Annotated in this window: 16 protein-coding genes; 2 read left to right on the top strand and 14 right to left on the bottom strand. The window is 65.4% G+C overall.

Annotation, left to right across the window (positions count from 1 at the left end; translation table 11 throughout):
- Positions 1-76 precede the first annotated feature (76 nt).
- From GUY23_RS08050 to dapE, 5 genes are all read right to left on the bottom strand, one after another.
- On the bottom strand, positions 77-1,312 hold the full coding sequence (locus GUY23_RS08050; RefSeq protein ID WP_166971296.1) for a hypothetical protein: 1,236 nt from the start codon (positions 1,310-1,312) through the stop codon (positions 77-79).
- Positions 1,309-1,752: a DivIVA domain-containing protein gene (locus GUY23_RS08045; protein ID WP_166971294.1), complete on the bottom strand. Its 444-nt coding sequence runs from the start codon at positions 1,750-1,752 to the stop codon at positions 1,309-1,311. Before GUY23_RS08045 ends, GUY23_RS08050 begins: the two co-directional genes overlap by 4 nt.
- 63 nt (positions 1,753-1,815) lie before the next feature.
- A complete protein-coding gene (gene folP / locus GUY23_RS08040; protein ID WP_228282798.1) occupies positions 1,816-2,715 on the bottom strand; it encodes a dihydropteroate synthase in 900 nt (299 codons plus the stop codon).
- Positions 2,712-3,488: an LOG family protein gene (locus GUY23_RS08035; RefSeq protein ID WP_166971292.1), complete on the bottom strand. Its 777-nt coding sequence runs from the start codon at positions 3,486-3,488 to the stop codon at positions 2,712-2,714. Before GUY23_RS08035 ends, folP begins: the two co-directional genes overlap by 4 nt.
- A gap of 5 nt (positions 3,489-3,493) precedes the next feature.
- On the bottom strand, positions 3,494-4,660 hold the full coding sequence (gene dapE / locus GUY23_RS08030) for a succinyl-diaminopimelate desuccinylase (protein ID WP_166971290.1): 1,167 nt from the start codon (positions 4,658-4,660) through the stop codon (positions 3,494-3,496).
- A 41-nt stretch (positions 4,661-4,701) separates the two neighbouring features.
- Between dapE and dapD the strand changes: the two genes are divergently transcribed.
- On the top strand, positions 4,702-5,646 hold the full coding sequence (dapD, locus tag GUY23_RS08025; RefSeq protein WP_166971288.1) for a 2,3,4,5-tetrahydropyridine-2,6-dicarboxylate N-succinyltransferase: 945 nt from the start codon (positions 4,702-4,704) through the stop codon (positions 5,644-5,646).
- A gap of 187 nt (positions 5,647-5,833) precedes the next feature.
- Here dapD and GUY23_RS08020 read toward each other — a convergent pair whose 3' ends face one another.
- The 3 genes from GUY23_RS08020 to fdxA all read right to left on the bottom strand — a co-directional run bounded on the left by GUY23_RS08020 (position 5,834) and on the right by fdxA (position 8,780).
- Positions 5,834-7,117, bottom strand: coding sequence for a citrate synthase (locus GUY23_RS08020; RefSeq protein WP_166971286.1), 1,284 nt, complete (start codon positions 7,115-7,117; stop codon positions 5,834-5,836).
- A gap of 214 nt (positions 7,118-7,331) precedes the next feature.
- A complete protein-coding gene (gene dapC, locus GUY23_RS08015) occupies positions 7,332-8,453 on the bottom strand; it encodes a succinyldiaminopimelate transaminase (protein ID WP_166971284.1) in 1,122 nt (373 codons plus the stop codon).
- Between the two features lie 3 nt (positions 8,454-8,456).
- The gene (gene fdxA, locus GUY23_RS08010; RefSeq protein WP_166971282.1) at positions 8,457-8,780 is read right to left on the bottom strand and encodes a ferredoxin; all 324 of its coding nucleotides are present in this window, start codon (positions 8,778-8,780) and stop codon (positions 8,457-8,459) included.
- Positions 8,781-8,970: 190 nt separating this feature from the next.
- Here fdxA and GUY23_RS08005 point away from each other — a divergent pair, with 190 nt between their 5' ends.
- Positions 8,971-10,050, top strand: a complete 1,080-nt coding sequence (locus tag GUY23_RS08005) for a GNAT family N-acetyltransferase (protein WP_166971280.1) — start codon at positions 8,971-8,973, stop codon at positions 10,048-10,050.
- 2 nt (positions 10,051-10,052) lie between these two features.
- Here the strand turns inward: GUY23_RS08005 and GUY23_RS08000 are convergent, their stop codons facing one another.
- From GUY23_RS08000 to GUY23_RS07975, 6 genes are all read right to left on the bottom strand, one after another.
- The gene (locus GUY23_RS08000) at positions 10,053-11,813 is read right to left on the bottom strand and encodes a VanW family protein (protein ID WP_228282797.1); all 1,761 of its coding nucleotides are present in this window, start codon (positions 11,811-11,813) and stop codon (positions 10,053-10,055) included.
- A gap of 47 nt (positions 11,814-11,860) precedes the next feature.
- A complete protein-coding gene (locus tag GUY23_RS07995) occupies positions 11,861-13,219 on the bottom strand; it encodes a PIG-L family deacetylase (protein ID WP_166971278.1) in 1,359 nt (452 codons plus the stop codon).
- Positions 13,220-13,257: 38 nt separating this feature from the next.
- Positions 13,258-15,168, bottom strand: a complete 1,911-nt coding sequence (gene typA / locus GUY23_RS07990) for a translational GTPase TypA (RefSeq protein WP_166971276.1) — start codon at positions 15,166-15,168, stop codon at positions 13,258-13,260.
- 105 nt (positions 15,169-15,273) lie between these two features.
- Positions 15,274-17,196 (bottom strand): ABC transporter ATP-binding protein, encoded by a 1,923-nt coding sequence (locus tag GUY23_RS07985; protein WP_166971274.1) that lies wholly within the window; start codon positions 17,194-17,196, stop codon positions 15,274-15,276.
- Positions 17,196-18,227 (bottom strand): ABC transporter permease, encoded by a 1,032-nt coding sequence (locus GUY23_RS07980; protein ID WP_166971272.1) that lies wholly within the window; start codon positions 18,225-18,227, stop codon positions 17,196-17,198. The genes GUY23_RS07985 and GUY23_RS07980 overlap by 1 nt, the downstream gene beginning before the upstream one ends.
- The gene (locus GUY23_RS07975) at positions 18,224-19,768 is read right to left on the bottom strand and encodes an ABC transporter permease (protein ID WP_166971270.1); all 1,545 of its coding nucleotides are present in this window, start codon (positions 19,766-19,768) and stop codon (positions 18,224-18,226) included. The genes GUY23_RS07980 and GUY23_RS07975 overlap by 4 nt, the downstream gene beginning before the upstream one ends.
- Positions 19,769-19,826 lie beyond the last annotated feature (58 nt).

Here is a 19,826-nt window from a genome sequence, read left to right as displayed (position 1 = left end):
CAGGTGCACCGAATGTTGTACTCAAGATTATTCCACGATCCCGACGATCCGGGTAACTTTCCTTCACAAGCGGTGATCACGGGGGAAGGTCTGCCGGCGGGGTGAAGTGCCACAAGTACCCCACCCAGATGATCTGGAGGAGGATGTAGGCGACCAGCATCGCCGCCCGATATCCGCGTGAACGCACCAGGGCGAGGGTCAGCGCCATCGGGAACAGCGGCAGCAGCAGCCGCAGCGTCGACGTCTGCGGATTGAAGAAGATGAGCAGATACGCCCCGTAGCCGAGGCAGAACATCTGCATCGTCCGTCCCATGTGTGCTCCCGCCGGGGAGAAGATCAGCGCGAGCATTCCTGCGACGACGACGATGAGCAGCACCGGACCCAGCGGTCCGATGAGGCTGATCGACTGCGCCACCCATTGGACGACGAACGAGGTCTCACCTGTGTGCCAGGCCGCCTCGGTGTCGGTATAGGCGGTCAGGGATCCTGTTGCCCACCATGCGTGGACGGGGTGGACGAGGGCGGCGGCACATGACAGCACGCCCAGCGTCCACGATCGGGCCACCTCGGCGGCGGGATACGGGTCGTCCCGGCGGCGCAGGAAGCGGTCGATGAGGTGCAGGAGCATGAAGAAGGAGAACGCCACCCCGATCGGCCGCGACAGATCCATGAGGACGACGACCGGAAGAGCCAGCAGGTAGCGGCGCTCGACGACGAGGAACAGGGCCATGGCCTGCAGCAGCAGAGTCAGCGATTCGGCATAGCCGGTGGAGAAGATCGCCGCAGGCGGGAAGAACATCACCAGCGCGAGTCCCATCAGCGCCTGATCGGCGGCGACGTATTTGCGGAACAGGGAGAGGATGACGATCGCGGCGAGCCCGGCGGCCACCGTCGACACGATCGGCGAGATCACCTCATAGCTGACCCCCGTCAGTTCCGACAGGGTCGCGACCACGGAAGGATGCAGCGGGTAGAAGGCCCACTGGTTCTCGGTGACGGCACCGCTGTCGTCGACGGGCAGGACCCGCGGATACCCTTCCTCGGCGACGCGTGAGTACCAACCTCCGTCCCAGAAGTTGAGGAAGTCGTTGAGCGTGGTCGTCACCGGCGAGGACGACCAGTTCGCCGGGTCCTGACGTTTGAGCACAGCGGCGAAGATCGACAGACTCACCACACGCGAGACGAAGTACACGGCGAGAGCCTGCAGCCAGACGGGCAGTGTGAGGAACAGTGCGCCGAGGCGGGAGAGGCGGGAGGAGTCGAAGACTTCGGGGGCGAGCGTGATCCCGGGCAGGTCTGCGGGACGGCTCATCGTTCTCCGGCGGTCGTGTCCGGTGGGGTCGTCCCGTCGGTGGCGGCGGCAGCCGACGGGACGGGAGCAGCGGTGGCGGGCGTCTCGCTCGTGGGGGCGGCGGCGGGCGTCTCGCTCGCGCCGCCGGCTGCTGACGAGGCAGGCGGGGCCCATGTTTCCGGTGGCGCTGCGGAAGGCTCGTTCACGGCGGCCTCCAGTTCGCGCAGGCGATCCTGCAGGACAGCCATGGCTTCGTCGACGTCGTCCATTCGGTAGCCGCGCAACGCCGGCCGGAACGTCGCGGCTGCGAGGTCGTCGCTGGTGAAGTCCTCGGGCAGTCCGGTCCACCGGTCTTCGGCTTCGTCGCGGGTCTCGGAGGAGAAGACGTCGAAGCTCGCCGCGATGACGATCACGAGAACGAAGATCGCGGCAGCGACACCGATCACAATCCACACAGGCATGGGTTCATTTTCGCATAGGGACCTGGGCGCAGCGTTGAGCGCGGACCGCACACGGTGTGTTGTTCAGCGCAGTCCGCGCACGGTGTGTTTCGGTATGGCCTGTCCCGTGACGGCTAAGGTGACAGCGATGGCGTCGGCGGTGGCGCGGACGTCATGGGTGCGGATCATCGCCGCTCCCCGTTCGATCGCCAGTGCGGTCGCAGCGATCGTGCCGTACAGCCGGTCCTGCGGGGCGACGTCGCCGATGGCTTCGCCGACGAAGTCCTTGCGGGAGATCGCCAGCAGCACGGGGTGTCCGGTGACGGCGAAGCGGTCGAGTTCGCGCAGCAGACGCAGGGAATGGTAGGTGTTCTTCCCGAAGTCCGGGGTGGGGTCGATGACGATCCTGCTCTCGGGCACGCCGAGAGAGCGGGCCGCCTCGGCGAGTTCGATCACACCGGTGAGGGTCTCGTCGACCACGTCCCCGGCGGTGAGTCCGTAGCGGCTGCGGTGGGCATCGGTGCGCGGGCTCAGTCCTCCGGTGTGGGAGCAGACGATGCCGGCGTCGAACCGGGCGGCCACCTCGGCGAGTTTCGGGTCGACTCCGGCCCAGGTGTCGTTGAGCAGCCCGGCTCCGGCCCGGCAGGCGGCCTCGGCGACCTCGTGCCGCCAGGTGTCGACGCTGATGAGCACGTGCGGATGGGCTCGGGCGACGGCGTCGATGGTCGGACACACACGGTCGATCTCCTCGGCCACGGAGATCTCCCTCCCGCGGCCGGCCCGCACTCCCCCGATGTCGACGATATGGGCACCGTCGGCGGCGGCCGCCGCGACGGCGGTGATCGCCTCGTCGAGGGTGGCCGCGGATTCGTAGAACGAATCCGTCGTGCGATTGATCACGGCCATGATCGCCGGCGTCCCCGGCTTCGCTCGGGAGAGATCGAAGCGCTCGGTCTCCGGCTGTCCTGCGGCTGCGTCTCTCACGCCCGACCGCCCGGCCCGATCGTGTCCACGACCTCGTCGATGTCGTCGGTGAGGGTGAACAGATCGAAGTCCTTCTCGCTGATCGTGCCCGTCGCCAGCAGGGAACCGCGCATCCACTCGACGAGGCCCTGCCAGTAGCTTGTGCCGAAGAGCACGATGGGAAACGAGGTCACTTTGCCGGTCTGGACCATGGTGAAGGCCTCGAAGAGTTCGTCGAGGGTCCCGAAGCCACCGGGCATGACGACGAATCCGCGCGAGTATTTGAGGAACATGGTCTTGCGGACGAAGAAGTAGCGGAAGTTCACGCCGAGTTCGACGTAGTCGTTCAGTCCCGATTCGAAGGGCAGCTCGATGCCCAAACCGATGGACACTCCCCCGCCTTCGACCGCGCCGAGGTTGCCGGCCTCCATGATTCCCGGACCTCCGCCGGTGATCACGGCATTGCCCGATTCGGCGAGGCGTCGAGCGATCTCCCGGGCCTCGGCGTAGGCCTGAGTGCCCGCGTGCAGCCTCGCCGAGCCGAAGATCGAGACGGCCGGCCCGATCTCGGCGAGCGAACCGAAGCCCTCGACGAACTCGGACTGGATTCGCATCACGCGCCACGGATCCTCGTGGACCCAGTCCGCGTTCGACCCCGATTCGAGCAGCCGCTGATCCGTCGTGGTCTCCGGCACCTGGTCGCCGCGCAGCTGCAGCGGTCCCTTGCTGTAGTACCCGGATTCCGACTCGTGAAGGTCCGCCTCGCGGGGGTCCCGCGCGTCTCTGTCCGCCATCGTTCTCACTTGCCTTCGAGGTAGCTGCGCAGGGCTGAAGTGGCCTGCTCCACCTCGGCGACTCTCACATGCTCATCCGACTTGTGGGCGTACAGCGGGTTGCCGGGGCCGAAATTCACAGCCGGAACCCCGAGTGCACTGAACCGCGAGACGTCGGTCCAGCCGAGCTTCGGGGCCGGGGACAGCCCGAGGGTGTCGATGAAGGCCCGGGCGATCGGTCGGTCGAGACCGGGACGAGCACCTTCGGCCGCATCGGTGACGACGACGTCGAAGCCGGTGAAGAACTCGCGCAGGAATGCTTCCGCCTCAGCGGCGGACTTGCTCGGGGCGAACCGATAGTTCACGGAGACGCGGCAGGCGTCGGGCACGACATTGCCGGCGACTCCCCCGCTGATGTCCACCGCCGACAGCGATTCCCGGTAGTCGAGTCCGTCGACGGTGACGGTGTCCGTCTCGTGTTCGGCCAGCCGGGTGAGCACTTCGGCGGCGGCGTGGATCGCGTTGACGCCCATGAACGCGCGGGCGGAATGGGCACGCACTCCGGTGGTGGTGACGTCGACGCGGATGGTGCCGTTGCACCCTCCCTCGACCGAAGCGTTCGAGGGTTCGCCGAGGATGGCGAAGTCGCCGGTCAGCCAGTCCGGGTGGCTGCGCGCGACGCGGCCGAGCCCGTTGAGGGAGGCGTCGACCTCCTCGTGGTCGTAGAAGACCCAGCTGACGTCGCGGGACGGTGTGCGCAGCGCCGCCGCGGTGACGAGCTGCATGGCCACCCCGGCCTTCATATCGCAGGCTCCGCGACCCCAGATGACCTCGTCGGCGGGGTAGTCCTCACCGGTCATGGTCGTGCGCACCGGCGGCAGGTTGTCCTCGACGGGAACCGTGTCGAGATGCCCGGCCACGGCGATCCGCTCGGCCAGGCCGAGGTTCGTGCGGGCGACGACGGCATCACCGTCGCGGAGGATCTCGAGTTCGGGTCCGTCACCGTCGCTGATGCGCGTGAGCACGTCGACGACGGCATCGGTGATGGAGGTCTCATTGCCGGACACGGATTCGATCGCGCACAGGCGACCCGTGAGCTCGGCAGGGTCGTCGAGGGCGGCGAAGAGGTAGTCGCCGAACCCGGTCGTAGGCGCGAAGAGGGAATCGGTCTCAGCAGATGGATCGACAGTCATGTCCCTTAGCCTAGTACGCCGCCACCGACTAGGCTTGAGGCATGACAGAACGCATCGTTTCCGCACGTGGACTCGCCACGATCCATTCCGACACCGTCCTCTCCGTCTGGTACCCGAGGCTGAGCACGGGTGAGACACCCGAATCCGCCGAGGCGGCCGCCGCACCCCATGTCACCGACGACGGTCTCGACGCCCTCGTCGGCATCGACGATGCCCGCGGAACCCACGCCAAGGTCGTCACCACGACGATCGACCTCGACGCCGCCCCCGCCTCGGCGGCCGACGCCTACCTGCGCCTGCACGCACTGTCCCACCGCGTGGTCACACCCAACGACGTCAACCTCGACGGCATCTTCGGCCACATCGCCAACGTCGTGTGGACGTCTTTCGGCGCGTGTTCGCCGGAGGGCTTCGAGTCCACCCGCGCGAAGCTGTTGGCGCGCGGACCCGTCGCCGTCTACGGACTCGACAAGTTCCCGCGGATGACCGACTTCGTCATCCCCTCCGGTGTGCGCATCGCCGATGCCGACCGTGTCCGCCTCGGCGCTCATCTTGCTTCGGGCACCACTGTGATGCACGAGGGCTTCGTCAACTTCAACGCCGGCACCCTGGGTTCGGCCATGGTCGAGGGACGCATCTCGCAGGGCGTCGTCGTCGGCGACGGCTCGGACATCGGCGGCGGCGCTTCGATCATGGGAACGCTCTCCGGCGGCGGAACGCACCGGATCTCGATCGGATCGGGCAGCCTGCTCGGTGCGAACGCCGGTGTCGGCATCTCCATCGGCGATGACTGCATCGTCGAGGCAGGCCTCTACATCACCGCAGGCACGCGCGTCTCCGTCCCCGGCGAGGACAACGCTGTGGTCAAAGCCTCCGAACTCAGCGGTCAGAACAACATCCTGTTCCGCCGCAATTCGGTCTCCGGAGCCGTCGAGGCCATCGCCCGCGACTCCAAGGGCATCGAGCTCAACCCCGACCTGCACTGATCACCGGCCGCCGGTATCGCGGCCGGTGTCCTGAGAGGGCGCGTTCACACAACGTGGACGCGCCCTCCTCGCATTCACCGCGCGGCTGCTCGTCGCTTCCACCGCGCGGCTGCTGGTGAATGCGCGACGGCGCCGGGCAGAGGATTCTGCACCGACGCCGTCGCGTGGTTCGCCCAACCGCAGAGGCTCAGCGGTCGCTGATGTCCTTGTAGTCGCGGGAGTATTCGCCCGTGTAGATCTGACGCGGGCGACCGATCTTCGTCTCGGGATCCTTGATCATCTCGCGCCACTGTGCGATCCAGCCGGGCAGTCGGCCGACGGAGAAGAGCACGGTGAACATGTTCGTCGGGAAGCCGAGCGCCTTGTAGATCAGACCCGTGTAGAAGTCGACGTTCGGGTAGAGCTTGCGCTCGACGAAGTAGTCGTCTGCCAGGGCGATCTCCTCAAGCTGCTGCGCGAGCTCGAGCAGCGGGTCGCCGCCGGAACGGGCGAGCACCTCGTCGGCGGTCTTCTTGATGATCTTCGCACGCGGGTCGTAGTTCTTGTACACGCGGTGGCCGAAGCCCATGAGACGCACGCCGTCTTCTTTGTTCTTCACGCGCTCCATGAACTTCTTCGGTCCGTCGTCGGAGGCCGAGATCTGCTGCAGCATCTCGAGCACCGCCGAGTTCGCGCCGCCGTGCAGCGGTCCGGCCAGGGCGTTGACACCGGCCGAGATCGACTGGAAGACGTTGGCCTGCGAGGAGCCGACGAGGCGCACCGTCGACGTCGAGCAGTTCTGCTCGTGGTCGGCGTGGAGGATGAACAGCTGGTCCATCGCCTTGACCGCCAGCGGATCCGGCTCGTACTCCTCGGCGGGAACACCGAAGTTCACCCGCAGGAAGTTCTCGACCAGGCTCAGAGAGTTGTCCGGATGGATGACCGGCAGTCCCATGTTCTTCCGATGCGCCAGAGCGGCGATCGTCGGCATCTTCGCGAGCAGCCGGAACGACGAGGTGTCGATCTGGTCCTCGTCAAAGACATCGAGGTCATCTTGGTAGAACGTCGACAAAGCCGCGACCGCAGCTGCAACCATAGGCATCGGATGCGCATCGTACGGGAAGGCGCGGAAGAAGCGCCGCAGGTCCTCGTGCACGATCGTGTGTCCGCGCAGACGGGCGTCGAAAGCATCGTACTGTTCCTGCGTCGGCAGCTCACCGTAGATGAGGAGGTAGCAGACTTCGACGAAGTTCGACTGCTCAGCGAGCTGTTCGATCGGGTAGCCGCGGTACTGCAGAACACCTTCATCCCCATCGATGAATGTGATGGACGACGAGGTGGATGCGGTGTTGGCAAAGCCTGGATCGTAGGTCACGGATCCTGTCTCATTGAGCAGCGAGCCGATGCGGTATCCGTTGTTGCCTGCGGACGATGACACCTCGGGCAGTGTCAGCTCCGTGTCAGCGATCCTGAGGTTCGCCTCCGAAGTCATACGATCTCCTCACCGTAGACGCACCTCAAGAACTTCCTGAGGTGTCTTGCACAGTTCCATCAAAGACTACCGACATCTGCAGGAATGAGAAAATCACTGCACCCTGCATCTACTGGTCGGTAATACTTTTGACCTGGTCAGACGCTAGTTTTTTCAAGCTGAACGTGGCCCTAGCGTCACCTTGGCGAACGCTCAGCAGACAGCCCGCAGCGACTCAGTCGGCCGCTGCGCGGAGCCTGTCCGCGGCCGCTTCGATCCGTTCGTCGCTTGCGGTCAGGGCCACCCGGACATGATCGTCCGCAGCCTCTCCGTAGAACTCCCCCGGACCTGCAATGATGCCCAGTTCGGCGAGGTCAGCCAGGGAGTCCCAGCAGTTCTCGTCCGCCGTGGACCACAGATAGAGGCCGGCCGTCGAGTGGTCGATACGGAATCCGAAGTCCTCGAGGCCGGAGCGCAGCAGCTCCCGCCTCCGGCGGTAGATCTCCTTCTGCTCACGAACATGGTCCGTGTCGCGCAGTCCAGCGACCATCGCCGCCTGAATCGGGAATGGCACGATCATTCCCGCATGCTTGCGGGAGCGGGTGAGATCGGCGATGAGCTCAGCGTCTCCGGCGACGAAGGCCGCCCGGTATCCGGCGAGGTTCGACTGCTTCGACATCGAGTACACGCTGAGCACACCCTGATGGGTCTCCCCCGCCGCCGACAGCACGCTCGGCGCGGGTTCGTCGGACTCCCAGTTGAGCAGGCCATAGCACTCATCGGAGGCGAGCACGACTCCGGCTTCGCGGGCACGACGGACCACCTCGGCGAGGGTGTCGGCGTCGAGGACCTCGCCGGTCGGGTTGCTCGGGGTGTTGATCCACAGCAGACCGATGCCTTCGAGCGAAGCGCCGGCAGCCACCTCGGCGGCGTCGATGCGCATACAGTCGACACCGGCGATCGTCGCGCCCATCTCGTAGGTCGGGTAGGCAGCCGCGGGACAGGCCACGGACAGGCCGCGCTGTCGCAGCCCGAGCAGCGTCGGCAGCCAGGCCACGAGCTCTTTCGAGCCCACGGTGGGCAGGATCTCAGCAACCGGGTCGAGGGTCACCGAATGCCAGGTCTCGTACCACCAGGCGATGGCTTCGCGCAGCTCGGCGGTGCCGGTCGTCGTCGGGTATCCGTGGGCGTCGCCGGCGTCGGCCAGTGCCCGACGGATGACCTCGGGAGTCGGGTCGACGGGCGTGCCGATCGACAGATCGCACACTCCGCCCGGGTGCTCGGCCGCGCGCACGCGGAAGTCGGTGAGCCGGTCCCAGGGGTAGTCCGGCAGGTTCAGGCCGAAAGAGTTCGTCATCGCTCAGTCGTTGTTCTGGGGAGGCAGCGCGGAGATGATCGAGTGGTCCTTGTGCGTATTGCCGAGCTTCGCGGCGCCGCCGGGCGAACCGAGATCGTCGAAGAACTCGACATTGGCCTTGTAGTACTCTTCCCATTCCTCGGGCACATCGTCTTCGTAGAAGATCGCCTCGACGGGGCAGACCGGTTCGCAGGCTCCGCAGTCCACGCATTCGTCGGGGTGGATGTAGAGGCTGCGTTCGCCCTCGTAGATGCAGTCGACCGGACATTCGTCGATGCAGGCCTTGTCTTTGATATCGACGCAGGGCTGGGCGATGATGTACGTCACTGGACTGACTCCTTGGAAGACTCATGGATGGTGCGCATATACCCCCAACGATACGCCCTCACCCCTTGCCGGTGACCACCGGCCCGAGGTGATTCGCATTGCATCTGCGGTCCCTCCTCATGCCTGCGGCTGACCCGCCGCGCAGTGTCATAGGGTGGGAGGGCACACGTTCGACGTTGGAAGGTACGAAGTGGACGATCTGCAGCCCGGCAGACGAGTGGTCATCCGGTATTCGCTCGAACCCGGCGACACCCATTCGACCTCGGATGCGCTCGGTGTCGTCACCTCCGCCGACGAGGCGGCCGTCGAGATCGACACGAAGCGCGGTCCGCTGCGCATCCCCCGCGCCCAGATCCTCCTCGTCCACGAGGTGCCGCCTGCGCCGACCCGAGCCGGCCGCACCCACGAGATCGTCTCCGCCGTCGATCTGCGCCGCATCTCCGCGGCCGCGTGGCTGCCCGACGACGTGTCCTGGCTGCACGTGGAGAACCTGCGCAATGAAGGCGGCGAGTCCGACGCCGACCTGCTGCAGAAGGGCTGGCTGCTGCGCAGTTCGGACTCGACCACCCGACGCGCGAACAGCTGTCTTCCGGTGACCGATTCGGGTCTGGGGTGGGAGCAGGGCCTCGATGCTGTCGAGGAGTGGTACCGGAGTCGGGAGAAGCCGAGCCGGGTCCAGATCTACTCCGCCGACGATTCCTCGACCTTGGCTCCCGAGTGCGAGGGGCTGGCACCGCTGCTCTCGGCCCGCGGGTACTCCCCCTCCGAGGCCGTCCTCCTGCTCACCGGATCCACCGCCGAGGCGGCCGACGGAGCCTCGAACCCCGCCGAGGCGGCCGCGGCCGGCCTCATCATCGACGTCGCCGATGCGCCGACTTCCGAGCATTTCGCGGCGTGGACGAGTCAGCGCAGCCCCGGCGATGCGCCCGGTTCGGCCGCGGCCTTCCGCGGCCTGATCGAAGCCGACCAGCCCTGCGAGTTCGTCACCGCCTACGCCGAACATCCTGACGGCTCCCGTTCGATGGTCGCTGTCTGCCGGGTCGTCGAACGCAGCAAATGGGGCGTCATCACGAATCTCATCACCCGCCCGGACCTGCGTCGGAGAGGGGCCGGTCGTTCGGTCGTCCGCGCCGCTGCGGCACTGCTCGCTCAGCGCGGGGTGCGGTCCTACCTCGTCGACATCGAGCTGGGCAACGAGGCTTCGCTGAGTCTCTTCACCTCACTCGGTGCGACGGTGCGCCACCGTTCCTGGTACGCCGAACAGGGCTGATCTCAGCCCTTGCACTCGACCTTGTTCACCGGTCGGTAGACCGTGGTGAAGCCGTCCTTCGACGTCCGTCCTGATTCGATGTCCTTGAGCGTGCGGGTGATCCTGATCGACCATCCGCCCTTGGGTGCCTGCGGTGTGCACGATGAGCCGCTCTCGGTGATCGATCCGGCCGATGTGTGGTTGAAGCGGTCCGAGGCGTCGGCCTTGACGTCGTACTTCTTGACGCCGAAGACCTTCGCGTGGACCTCTCCGCCTTTGAGGTACATGTCGAGGACGACTGGTGTCTTCGAGTTGTTCGTGAACTTCAGGTCGATCGAGGACCAATCGAGTGTCGTCTCCCGACCCTCCGGATAGCGGGAGATGTACCGCGAGTGCGCCCGATGTTCGTCGAGATCGAAGCCGGCGAAGAAGGCGGCGTTGAACAGGGTCGTCGACACCTGTGAGACTCCCCCGCCGAAGTCCTCCTTCATCTGTCCCTCGGAGATCACACCGGCGGGCTTGTAGCCGTTGGCTGCGGTGCGCTGTCCGAGTGCCTCGTTGAGGGAGAACTGCTCTCCGGGCTTGAGCACGGTCCCGGAGACCTTCTTCGTCGCCACCCGCAGATTGTTGTCACGGTTGGGTTCGGAGTTATACCCCGTGGAGAACTCGGACACGGTGTCGGAGACGTCGGCCTTCTTCGCGTCCTTCGTCGTGAAGTCGGGTTCGACGGAGGCCAGACTCACGGTGGGCGTCGAGGAATCGTCTTCGATCGCATCGGTGACGGCCTTCGTCAGTTCCTTCGCCTTGATTCCGATTCCGTCAACGGCGGGGACGACCTTCGGCTTGCCGTCCTTGATCGTGAAGCTCGCATCCTTCGCGGGCTTGCCGATGTCCTTGTTCGCCGAGAGGACCGCTTCGGCCAGCTCGTCCTTGTCGAAGACGGGCACCAGCTTCGAGTCCTTCTTCTCGAAGGTCAGTGTCTTGGCGATGGTCTTCGGGGACACCGTCAGGTCACCGCCTTTGACCTCGGAGTCCGCATCCTTCCCGGGCTTCGCAGTGATGGTGAGGTCCTTGCTCACAGCGTCCTTCGCGAAGCCGGACGCCGTCTTCTTCGCCTCCGCGGTGGTGATGTCCGGATCGACCTTCGTCGGTTCGACCGGCAGTGCGTCCTCGTTGCGCAGCCAGTGCTCGTCGACGGCGGCGCGCACCGCGTCGGCGTCGACGGTCTGTCCGACCACTCCGTCCTTGACCTTCGGCTTCGTCGTCTCAAAGCTCAGTTCCGCGTCCTTGGGCTCGACGGCCAGCGATTCGGTGACCTTGTCGGTGGCCGTATCGAACTTCTCCCCATCGACGTCGATGACCGGGGCGACCTCATCGTCGCCGAAGAGGCGATGCCAGATGACGGTGGGATCGAGACTGAAGCCCGTCACCTTCGACACCGTCGCCTCGGCATCGAAGGTGATGCCGGCCTCGGCGGGCTCGAGCTTCGCGGTGGGCTCTCCGGCCTGCAGGGTGATGTCCTGCTCCGCTGCGTCCTTGAGGTCGTTGCGCAGAGTGTTCTCGGCCTCGGTGGCGCTCTTGCCGCCGATGTCGATGCCGGCGACGGTGGTTCCCGGCGTGAGCACCCGTCCGCTGAAGAACCCGATGACGATATAGATCGCCGCCAGGACGACCACGGCGCCGAGCACGAAAGGCCAGATCCTCCGCTTCTTCACGTCATCGCCGGCTGAACGCGGCCCTTCGGGCTTCGGGGTTCCGTCGGACAGGGTCTGGGTCGGCATCATTCTCCCGAGTGTGTCGAGACGACTGGTTCGGTTCTGTTCGGATGAGTCTAACGAGTCCGATCCGCGCGGTGCACGTCGGTCACGGGACCGACCTTGATGAAGGAGAACACGGCGGCCAGAATCATCGGTCCCAGCAGCCAAGCCACGGAGCGCAGCATGCCGGTGACGATCATATCCGCGCCCGGCAGCCAGTTCGGCTGCCCGAACACGTACGAGATGACAGCGATGACGATTGCTGCGACCAGCATCGGTGAGCTGGAACGATACATCGTCTTCACATGCCACAGGCCGGCAGCGGCGAGCAGCAGCGACAGTGCGAGTCCCCAGGGCAGGATGACAGGGGTCCCACCGAGGTGGGCGACCGTGACGTTGAGGTGCTGCATAGCGCCGAGGAAGGCGATGAGGAGTCCGAGGACGGCGGCGTGGAGGTAGGCGAAGACGCCGGGCCGCCTCGGCGACCGATCCCTGCGCAGCGGTGCGGCCTGAGCGGAGCGTGCCTGCCCGGCATGATGATCCTGCGCGTCGACGGCGGCGAGATCGAGCCCGGTGAGCACGTGCGCGGCCTGCCCATCTGACAGGGCGTCGGTGGGGACTTCGGTTCCGGCGCCGACGGAGAAGTATTCGTGGTCGCCGATCCGCTGACCGACGCCGTTCGAGAGTGCGAAGAAGTCCCCGGCCACGCTCACCTGCGTTCGGTGCGCCTCGAGGGCGGCCCGCTTGGCGGGAAGCTGGGAGGTCACGTCCTGGCCGATGACGATGCGATCGACCGGGGGTTTGGCGGGAATGTGTTCGGCGGGGGCGAACCCGGCTGCGGCGAATCCGTCTTGGTCGGGGTCGAAGGCCGCGCGGGCCACCTCGGCGGGGGTGTCGACGTAGAGCAGCCGGCCGGTGCGCCACTCGGCGAGGTCGACCGCGACGGTGGTGGCTTCATGGACGCGCACGTGGTCGGGATGACCGTACCCGCCGTTGCCGGCATAGGTGATGACCGCGTGCGGTTCGAAGGCGTCGATGACGGCGGCGATGTGCCTGGCCACAGTGGTCATGTCCGTCGCGCAGAGGGCATCGGCACTCATGGACTGTGCCGGGCGGGCGTGACCGTCCGAGCCCCACTCCATGCCCGAGTCCTCGAAGGTGCGGGTGGTGCCGCCGAGGAACGCATGCGTCCGCACTCCGAGGGCACGCATCGCCTCGGCGATCTCCTGTTCGCGGACCCGTGCCAGTCCCTGCCGGTCACCCTCGAGGTGCCCCAGCTCGTCCGGGATGACTTCGCCGCCCTCACCGCGCGTGGCGGTGAGCACCATGACCTCGGCACCCTCGGACACCAGTGCGGCGATCGTGCCTCCCGTCGTGATCGTCTCATCGTCGGGATGAGCGTGCACGAAGAGGACGCGTGGCGTGACTGACATGGGATCCTGGGTGCTCGAGGTCATTCGGTGGTGTCGGATCAGGCGTTCTGGCGACGCAGCTTGGCGTAGAGCTTTGCCCGCTCCTTCTGATCGAGTTCGACCTTGCGGATGCGGATCGAACCCGGGGTGACCTCGACGCATTCGTCCTCGCGAGCGAATTCGAGGCTCTCCTCAAGGGTGAGCTTGCGCGGCGGGGTGAGGTTCTCGAAGGAGTCCGCCGAGGCCGAACGCATGTTCGTCAGCTTCTTCTCCTTCGTGATGTTGACGTCCATATCATCGGCGCGCGAGTTCTCGCCGACGATCTGGCCCTCGTAGACCTCGGAGGTCGGTTCGACGAAGAAGGTTCCGCGATCCTGCAGGTTGATCATCGCGTACGGGGTCACGGCGCCCGCACGGTCGGCCACGAGCGATCCGTTGACGCGGAACTCGATGTTGCCGGCCCACGGACCGTATCCGGCGGAGATCGTGTTCGCGATTCCGGTGCCGCGGGTCTCGGTGAGGAACCGGGTGCGGAAGCCGATGAGGCCGCGGGCGGGGACCTTGAACTCCATGCGGACCCAACCGGTGCCGTGGTTCGTCATGGTCGACATGACGCCCTTGCGGGCGGCGAGCAGCTGGGTGACGGCGCCGAGGTAGTCCTCCGGAACGTCGACCGTGAGCTCCTCGAAGGGTTCGTGAACCTTGCCGTCGACCTGCTTGGTCACGACCTGCGGCTTGCCGACGGTGAGTTCGAAGCCCTCACGGCGCATCTGCTCGACGAGGATGGCCAGTGCCAGCTCTCCGCGGCCCTGCACCTCCCAGGCGTCGGGGCGCTCGGTCGGGACGACCTTGAGTGAGACGTTGCCGACGAGTTCCTGGTCGAGGCGGTCCTTGACCATGCGGGCGGTGACTTTCGTGCCCTTCTCGCGTCCGGCCAGCGGCGAGGTGTTGATGCCGACGGTCATGGAGATGGCGGGATCGTCGATGACGATCGCGGGCATCGGCTTCGGGTTGTTGATGTCGGTGAGCGTGTCACCGATCATGATGTCCGGGATGCCAGCCACGGCGACGATGTCACCGGCCGAGGCTTCGGTGGCAGGAACTCGGTCGAGGCCCTGCGTCTCCAGCAGCTCGGTGATCTTCACCGAGCTGATCTCGTCTCCGCGTGCCCAAGCGACCTGCTGACCCTTCTTCAGCGTGCCGCCGAAGATGCGCAGCAGCGCCAGACGGCCGAGGAACGGCGAGGCGTCGAGGTTGGTCACATGCGCCTGCAGGACACCGTCCTCGTTGATCTCCGGAGCCGGGATCGTCTCGAGGATGGTCTTGAACAGCGGTTCGAGGTCGGGGTTGTCCGGCACGGCTCCGTCGGCGGGCTGTTCGAGGGAGGCGGCGCCGGCCTTCGCAGCCGCGTAGACCACGGGCACGTCGAGGACGGAGTCGACGTCGAGGTCGGGGACCTCAACGGCGAGGTCGGAGGCCAGGCCCAGGAGCAGGTCCTGAGACTCCTCGACGACTCCGTCGATGCGGGCATCGGCACGGTCGGTCTTGTTGATCAGCAGGATGACCGGCAGCTTCGCGGCCAGCGCCTTGCGCAGCACGAAGCGGGTCTGCGGCAGCGGGCCCTCGGAGGCATCGACGAGGAGGACGACGCCGTCGACCATGGACAGGCCGCGTTCGACCTCTCCGCCGAAGTCGGCGTGGCCGGGGGTGTCGATGACATTGATGACGATGGGTTCGTCGCCGGCCGAGGGACCGTTGTAGAGCACCGAGGTGTTCTTCGCGAGAATGGTGATGCCCTTCTCGCGTTCGAGGTCGCCGGAGTCCATGATGCGTTCGGCGTAGTCGCCGTGTTCGCTGAACACACCGGTCTGCCGGAGCATGGCATCGACCAGAGTGGTCTTGCCGTGGTCGACGTGCGCGACGATTGCTACATTGCGGCGGTTTTCCCGTCGCGTGATGGCTTCAGTCATCAAGAACCTTTTGAGATAGAGAGATCGGTCCAGCCCGGACCCAACAGACAATTATACGGCCACCCGCACACTCTCGCGTGCAGGTGGCCGTATGGGTGAGTGAACTCAGGCGTTCATCGTGGCTTCGAGGACGGCGTCCCTGGCCTCCCGACGCTTACGCTGCTCCTTGGGATCCGGAACTGGAACCGCCGACAGCAGGCGCTGCGTGTAGGGGTGAACGGGGTTCGACACGACCTGAGAGGACTTGCCGATCTCGACGAGGTAGCCGTGCCGCATCACCGCGATGCGTTCGGCGATGCGCTCGACGACCGCGAGGTCGTGGCTGATGAACAGGCAGGCGAACCCGTAGTCCTTCTGCAGCCCCTCGAACAGGTCGAGGACCTTCGCCTGCACCGACACGTCGAGTGCCGACGTCGGCTCATCGGCGATGAGCAGCTTCGGTCGCAGAGTCAGGGCTCGGGCGATGCCGATGCGCTGCCGCTGTCCGCCCGAGAGCTCATGCGGGTACCGGTTGCGCATCGAGGTGGGCAGCTCGACCGCGGTCAGCAGCTCCTCGACCCGCTTGCTCAGCGCCGGTCCCTTCATCTTCTCGTGCAGGTAGAGCGGTTCGCCGATGGACTCACCGACGGGCAGACGCGGGTTGAGCGAGGAGCCGGGATCCTGGAATACGATGCCGACCTCCTTGCGCAGAGGACGCATCTGCTTGTTGCTCAGACCCTTGATGCTCGTGCCGTTGACGACCATATCGCCTTCGACGGTGGGCAGCAGACCGAGCGCGGCACGCCCGATCGTCGTCTTGCCCGAACCGGATTCGCCGACCAGCCCCACGACCTCACCGGGTGCGATCATGAGGTTGATGTGGTGGGCGGCGCGGAAGGCCTTCTTCCGTCCGATCGCCGGATACTCGATCGCGGCGTCGCGCAGCTGCAGGGCAGAGGGCTTCGAGAAGTCCGCCTGCGAACCGGGATGGTAGTACGTGTCCGTCGAATCCATCTCGATCTCGGGACGGTCCGTCTCGGTCGCCTGTTCGCGGGCTTCGGCCAGCGCCATGTCCGCATCTGCTGCCATCGAGATCTTGTCCGTGCCGGGTCCGGTTTCCGAGCGACCCACGGGATCCGAAGCGTGTTCGGCCTGATCCGTACCGATATCGCTCAGCGATGCTTCGACATCGTCGATGTTCGCACCGAAGGCCTCCCCCTCTGCGCCGGCGCCGAGGTGGGGCACCGCGTCGAGGAGCTGCTTCGTGTACGGGTGCTGCGGGTGGTAGAAGATCTCCTCCGCTGTGCCTGCTTCGACGACCTTGCCCGCGCGCATGACGATGATGCGGTCGGCCATATCGGCCACCACACCCATGTCGTGCGTGATGAGGATGATGCCGGCGTCGAGCTTCGACTTCAGCTCACGCATGAGCTTGAGGATCTCGGCCTGCACCGTCACATCCAGTGCCGTGGTCGGCTCATCGGCGATGAGCAGCTTCGGTTGGCACGCCAGAGCCTGCGCGATCATGATGCGCTGTCGCTGACCACCCGAGAGCTGGTGCGGGAACGAGTGGAACCGGTCCTCGGGGTCCGGGATCTCGACGAGGCGCATGAGCTCGAGAGCCCGTTCCTTCGCCTCGGTCGGGCCGATGTCGAGGTGGACCCGCAGGGTCTCGACGATCTGATACCCGGCGGTGTAGACCGGGTTGAGCGCGGTCATCGGCTCCTGGAAGATCACGGAGATCTCGTTGCCGCGCACATTCTGCATCTTCTCCGGCGGCATCCCGATGAGCTCACGGCCGCCGAGCTTCGCCGAACCGGTGGCCCGGCCGTTGCTCGGCAGGAGTCCGAGCAGAGACATGCTCGACTGTGACTTTCCGGAGCCGGATTCACCGACGATCGCGAGCACCTCACCGGCGTTGACCGTGTAGTCGAGGTGTTCGGCAGCCATCCACCATTCGTCGCTGACCCAGAACTGGACGCCGAGGTCCTTGACCTCGAGGATCGGAGATCCCTTCTTCGGCTGGGTAGCTGCTGTCTTCTCAGCCATCACTTCGCCCCTTTCTGCGCCATGCGCTCGGCCCTCTTCATCTTCCGCCAGCTCGGGATGGTCTTCATCCGCGGGTCGAACGCGTCGCGCAGACCGTCGCCGATGAAGTTCACGCACAGAGCGATGACGATGATGAACAGACCGGGCCACCAGAACAGCCACGGACGGGTGGCGAAGGAGGTCTGATATTCGCTGATGAGCTGGCCCAACGAGATGCCGGGCGGCTTGATGCCGAAGCCGAGGTAGGAAAGCGAAGCCTCGAGCACGATCGCCTGGCTCATGATCAGCGTCGTATTGACGATGATCACGCCCATGGCGTTGGGCAGCATGTGCTTGAACATGATCCGGAAGTCGCTGGCTCCGGCCACACGTGCCGAATCGACGAATTCGCGTTCGCGCAGAGACATGAAATCACCGCGGACGAGGCGGGCGAGACCGACCCAGAGGATGCAGCCGAGTGCCACGCCCAGCAGGGGGCCGTTCGCTCCGCCGACGAGCACGCCGAGGATCGAGCCGACGACGATCACCGGCAGGATGACGAAGCCGTCGGTGATGCGCATGAGCACCGAATCGACCCAACCGCGGTAGTACCCGGCGACGGCGCCGACGATCGTGCCGATGATCAGGCACACGATGCCGATGACGAACATGACGACGAGCGAGATCTGCGTTCCCTTCATCACTCGGGCGAAGTTGTCGCGGCCGATCTCGTCCTGTCCGAAGGGATGGTCACCGGGAGAGAAGATGTTCGACAGCGACCAGGTCGGCGCGCCGCCGGGGTTGACCACGGGGCCCGAGGCGGTGTGGGAGAACTTCCACCACCCGGGCACGGCTCCGAAGCCCTGTGCGCTGAAGGCGAAGATCGCCACGAGCACGAGGACGACGATGCTGATCATCGCGCCTTTGTGGCGGAGGAATTTACGCAGGACGATCCTGCCCTGAGACAGGCCTTCGGTTTCCTTCGACTCGATCGCGTTGTCCCCGACGTCGTCGAGAGCGAGAGCCTTCTGATTGTCGTTGTTGGTACTCATGCGTTCACTCGGATTCTCGGGTCGAGGACGGCGTAGAGGAAGTCCGCGACCAGGTTGGCGATGATGGCGAGCAGGCCCGTGATCAGGATGTAGGCCATGACCGGATCGAGCTCGGCCTGCCGCAGCGAGTCGATGAAGAGCTTGCCCATGCCGTTCCAGCCGAAGATCGTCTCCGTGATCACGGCACCGCCGATCATCGTGATGATGTCGACAGGCACGACCGAGGCCAGCGGCAGCAGAGCATTGCGCAGCGCATGTCTCATGACCACCGTGCGCTCGTTGAGGCCTTTGGCCCGAGCCGTGCGGATGTAGTCCTGCCCCATGACCTCGAGCATCGAACCCCTTGTGTAGCGGGTATACGAGGCGAAGGAGATGAGGACGAGGGCGATCGAGGGCAGCAGCAGATGCGTGAACGAGTCGAGGTTCGTGATCCAGAAGTCTCCGTCGATGTTCGGCGCCGAGGCGCCGATCGTGGCGATCGGACGATTGTTGATGGCCGGATCGTCCGAATACTCCTGCCATCCCTGCAGCACGCGATCAGAGAAGATGAGGACGGCGATGATGATGGCGGTGAAGCTGGTCGTGCGTGCGGTGTCCCACGGGTCGGGGCCGCGGAAGGCCAACCCGACGCCGATGGCGATGGCAACGGTGATGATGAGAAGACCGAACATCCACAGCCAGTTCATTCCGACGTAGTAGAACAGGTTCTGCAGAGGCCAGTACAGCAGTGCACCGATGACGACCGTGGCCAGCGAGGCATAGAGCACGCGACGGTTCTTCAGACCGGTCGACAGATACGTCATGACGATGGCTGCGCCGGCTCCGATGACGATGACGCCGACGAGACCGATGCTCGGATGCTGGAGCCAGCCGCTCGCGAGAATGTAGTAGATCACGGCGAAGGTCACGAGCGTGGCGGACGCGAACGTGATGATGCGTCGTCTCCCGCTGCCGCCGAGTGCACCCATCCAGAACAGCCCCATCGCCACACAGGCGATGATGATCGGCCACCAGGAGTCGAGCGTCGGATCGTTGATGAAGTTGTTGATGTCGATCGCACCATACTGCTTGAGCAGCACTGCCACCCAGAAGACCGGCAGCGAGTAGAGGAGGAACGAGACGAAGGTGATGAAGTAGTCGAAGCCCGAGTACTGGCGGATCGCCGAGATCATTCCGACGGCGATGCCGAGGACGATGGCCACGAGCGTCGAGGCGGTGATGAGCTTGATGGTATTGACGATCGCACCCTGGAGCTGGTCGGTGACCTCTTGACCGGACTTCCAGGCGATGCCGAAGTCACACTGGCCGATGGCGCATCCGCCGACTCCGGCGAGCCACTTGAAATAGCGCACGACCGCAGGGGTGTCGAGGTCGAGGAGTCGGCGTCGCGACTCGTAGAGTGCCTCGATGTTCGGGGAGGTGCTCGCACGCAGGTCCCAGAAGAAGTCGAGGGCGACGTTGAGCAGCAGGTAGAGGACGAAGGTGACGACGAGGAGCACGAGTGCCGTCGACAGCAGTCGTCTGAGAATGAATCTGATCATATTGGGGGTTCCTGTTTCAATCTTCCGAAAACGCCGCTGTGGGGATCACACAGTGATC

It is taken from the genome of Brevibacterium atlanticum, assembly GCF_011617245.1.
Taxonomy (GTDB): Bacteria; Actinomycetota; Actinomycetes; order Actinomycetales; family Brevibacteriaceae; genus Brevibacterium; species Brevibacterium atlanticum.
Note: the sequence above shows the minus strand (reverse complement) of the source record. Positions and strands in the feature narration are given on the sequence as shown.

What these genes read in the sequence shown, in the direction of transcription:
- GUY23_RS08050 (WP_166971296.1), bottom strand. Translation starts at nt 1,312, where the DNA reads ATGAGCCGTCCCGCAGACCTGCCCGGGATCACGCTCGCCCCCGAAGTC.
- GUY23_RS08045 (WP_166971294.1), bottom strand. Translation starts at nt 1,752, where the DNA reads ATGCCTGTGTGGATTGTGATCGGTGTCGCTGCCGCGATCTTCGTTCTC.
- GUY23_RS08035 (WP_166971292.1), bottom strand. Translation starts at nt 3,488, where the DNA reads ATGGCGGACAGAGACGCGCGGGACCCCCGCGAGGCGGACCTTCACGAG.
- dapE (WP_166971290.1), bottom strand. Translation starts at nt 4,660, where the DNA reads ATGACTGTCGATCCATCTGCTGAGACCGATTCCCTCTTCGCGCCTACG.
- dapD (WP_166971288.1), top strand. Translation starts at nt 4,702, where the DNA reads ATGACAGAACGCATCGTTTCCGCACGTGGACTCGCCACGATCCATTCC.
- GUY23_RS08020 (WP_166971286.1), bottom strand. Translation starts at nt 7,117, where the DNA reads ATGACTTCGGAGGCGAACCTCAGGATCGCTGACACGGAGCTGACACTG.
- dapC (WP_166971284.1), bottom strand. Translation starts at nt 8,453, where the DNA reads ATGACGAACTCTTTCGGCCTGAACCTGCCGGACTACCCCTGGGACCGG.
- GUY23_RS08000 (WP_228282797.1), bottom strand. Translation starts at nt 11,813, where the DNA reads ATGATGCCGACCCAGACCCTGTCCGACGGAACCCCGAAGCCCGAAGGG.
- GUY23_RS07995 (WP_166971278.1), bottom strand. Translation starts at nt 13,219, where the DNA reads ATGTCAGTCACGCCACGCGTCCTCTTCGTGCACGCTCATCCCGACGAT.
- typA (WP_166971276.1), bottom strand. Translation starts at nt 15,168, where the DNA reads ATGACTGAAGCCATCACGCGACGGGAAAACCGCCGCAATGTAGCAATC.
- GUY23_RS07985 (WP_166971274.1), bottom strand. Translation starts at nt 17,196, where the DNA reads ATGGCTGAGAAGACAGCAGCTACCCAGCCGAAGAAGGGATCTCCGATC.
- GUY23_RS07980 (WP_166971272.1), bottom strand. Translation starts at nt 18,227, where the DNA reads ATGAGTACCAACAACGACAATCAGAAGGCTCTCGCTCTCGACGACGTC.
- GUY23_RS07975 (WP_166971270.1), bottom strand. Translation starts at nt 19,768, where the DNA reads ATGATCAGATTCATTCTCAGACGACTGCTGTCGACGGCACTCGTGCTC.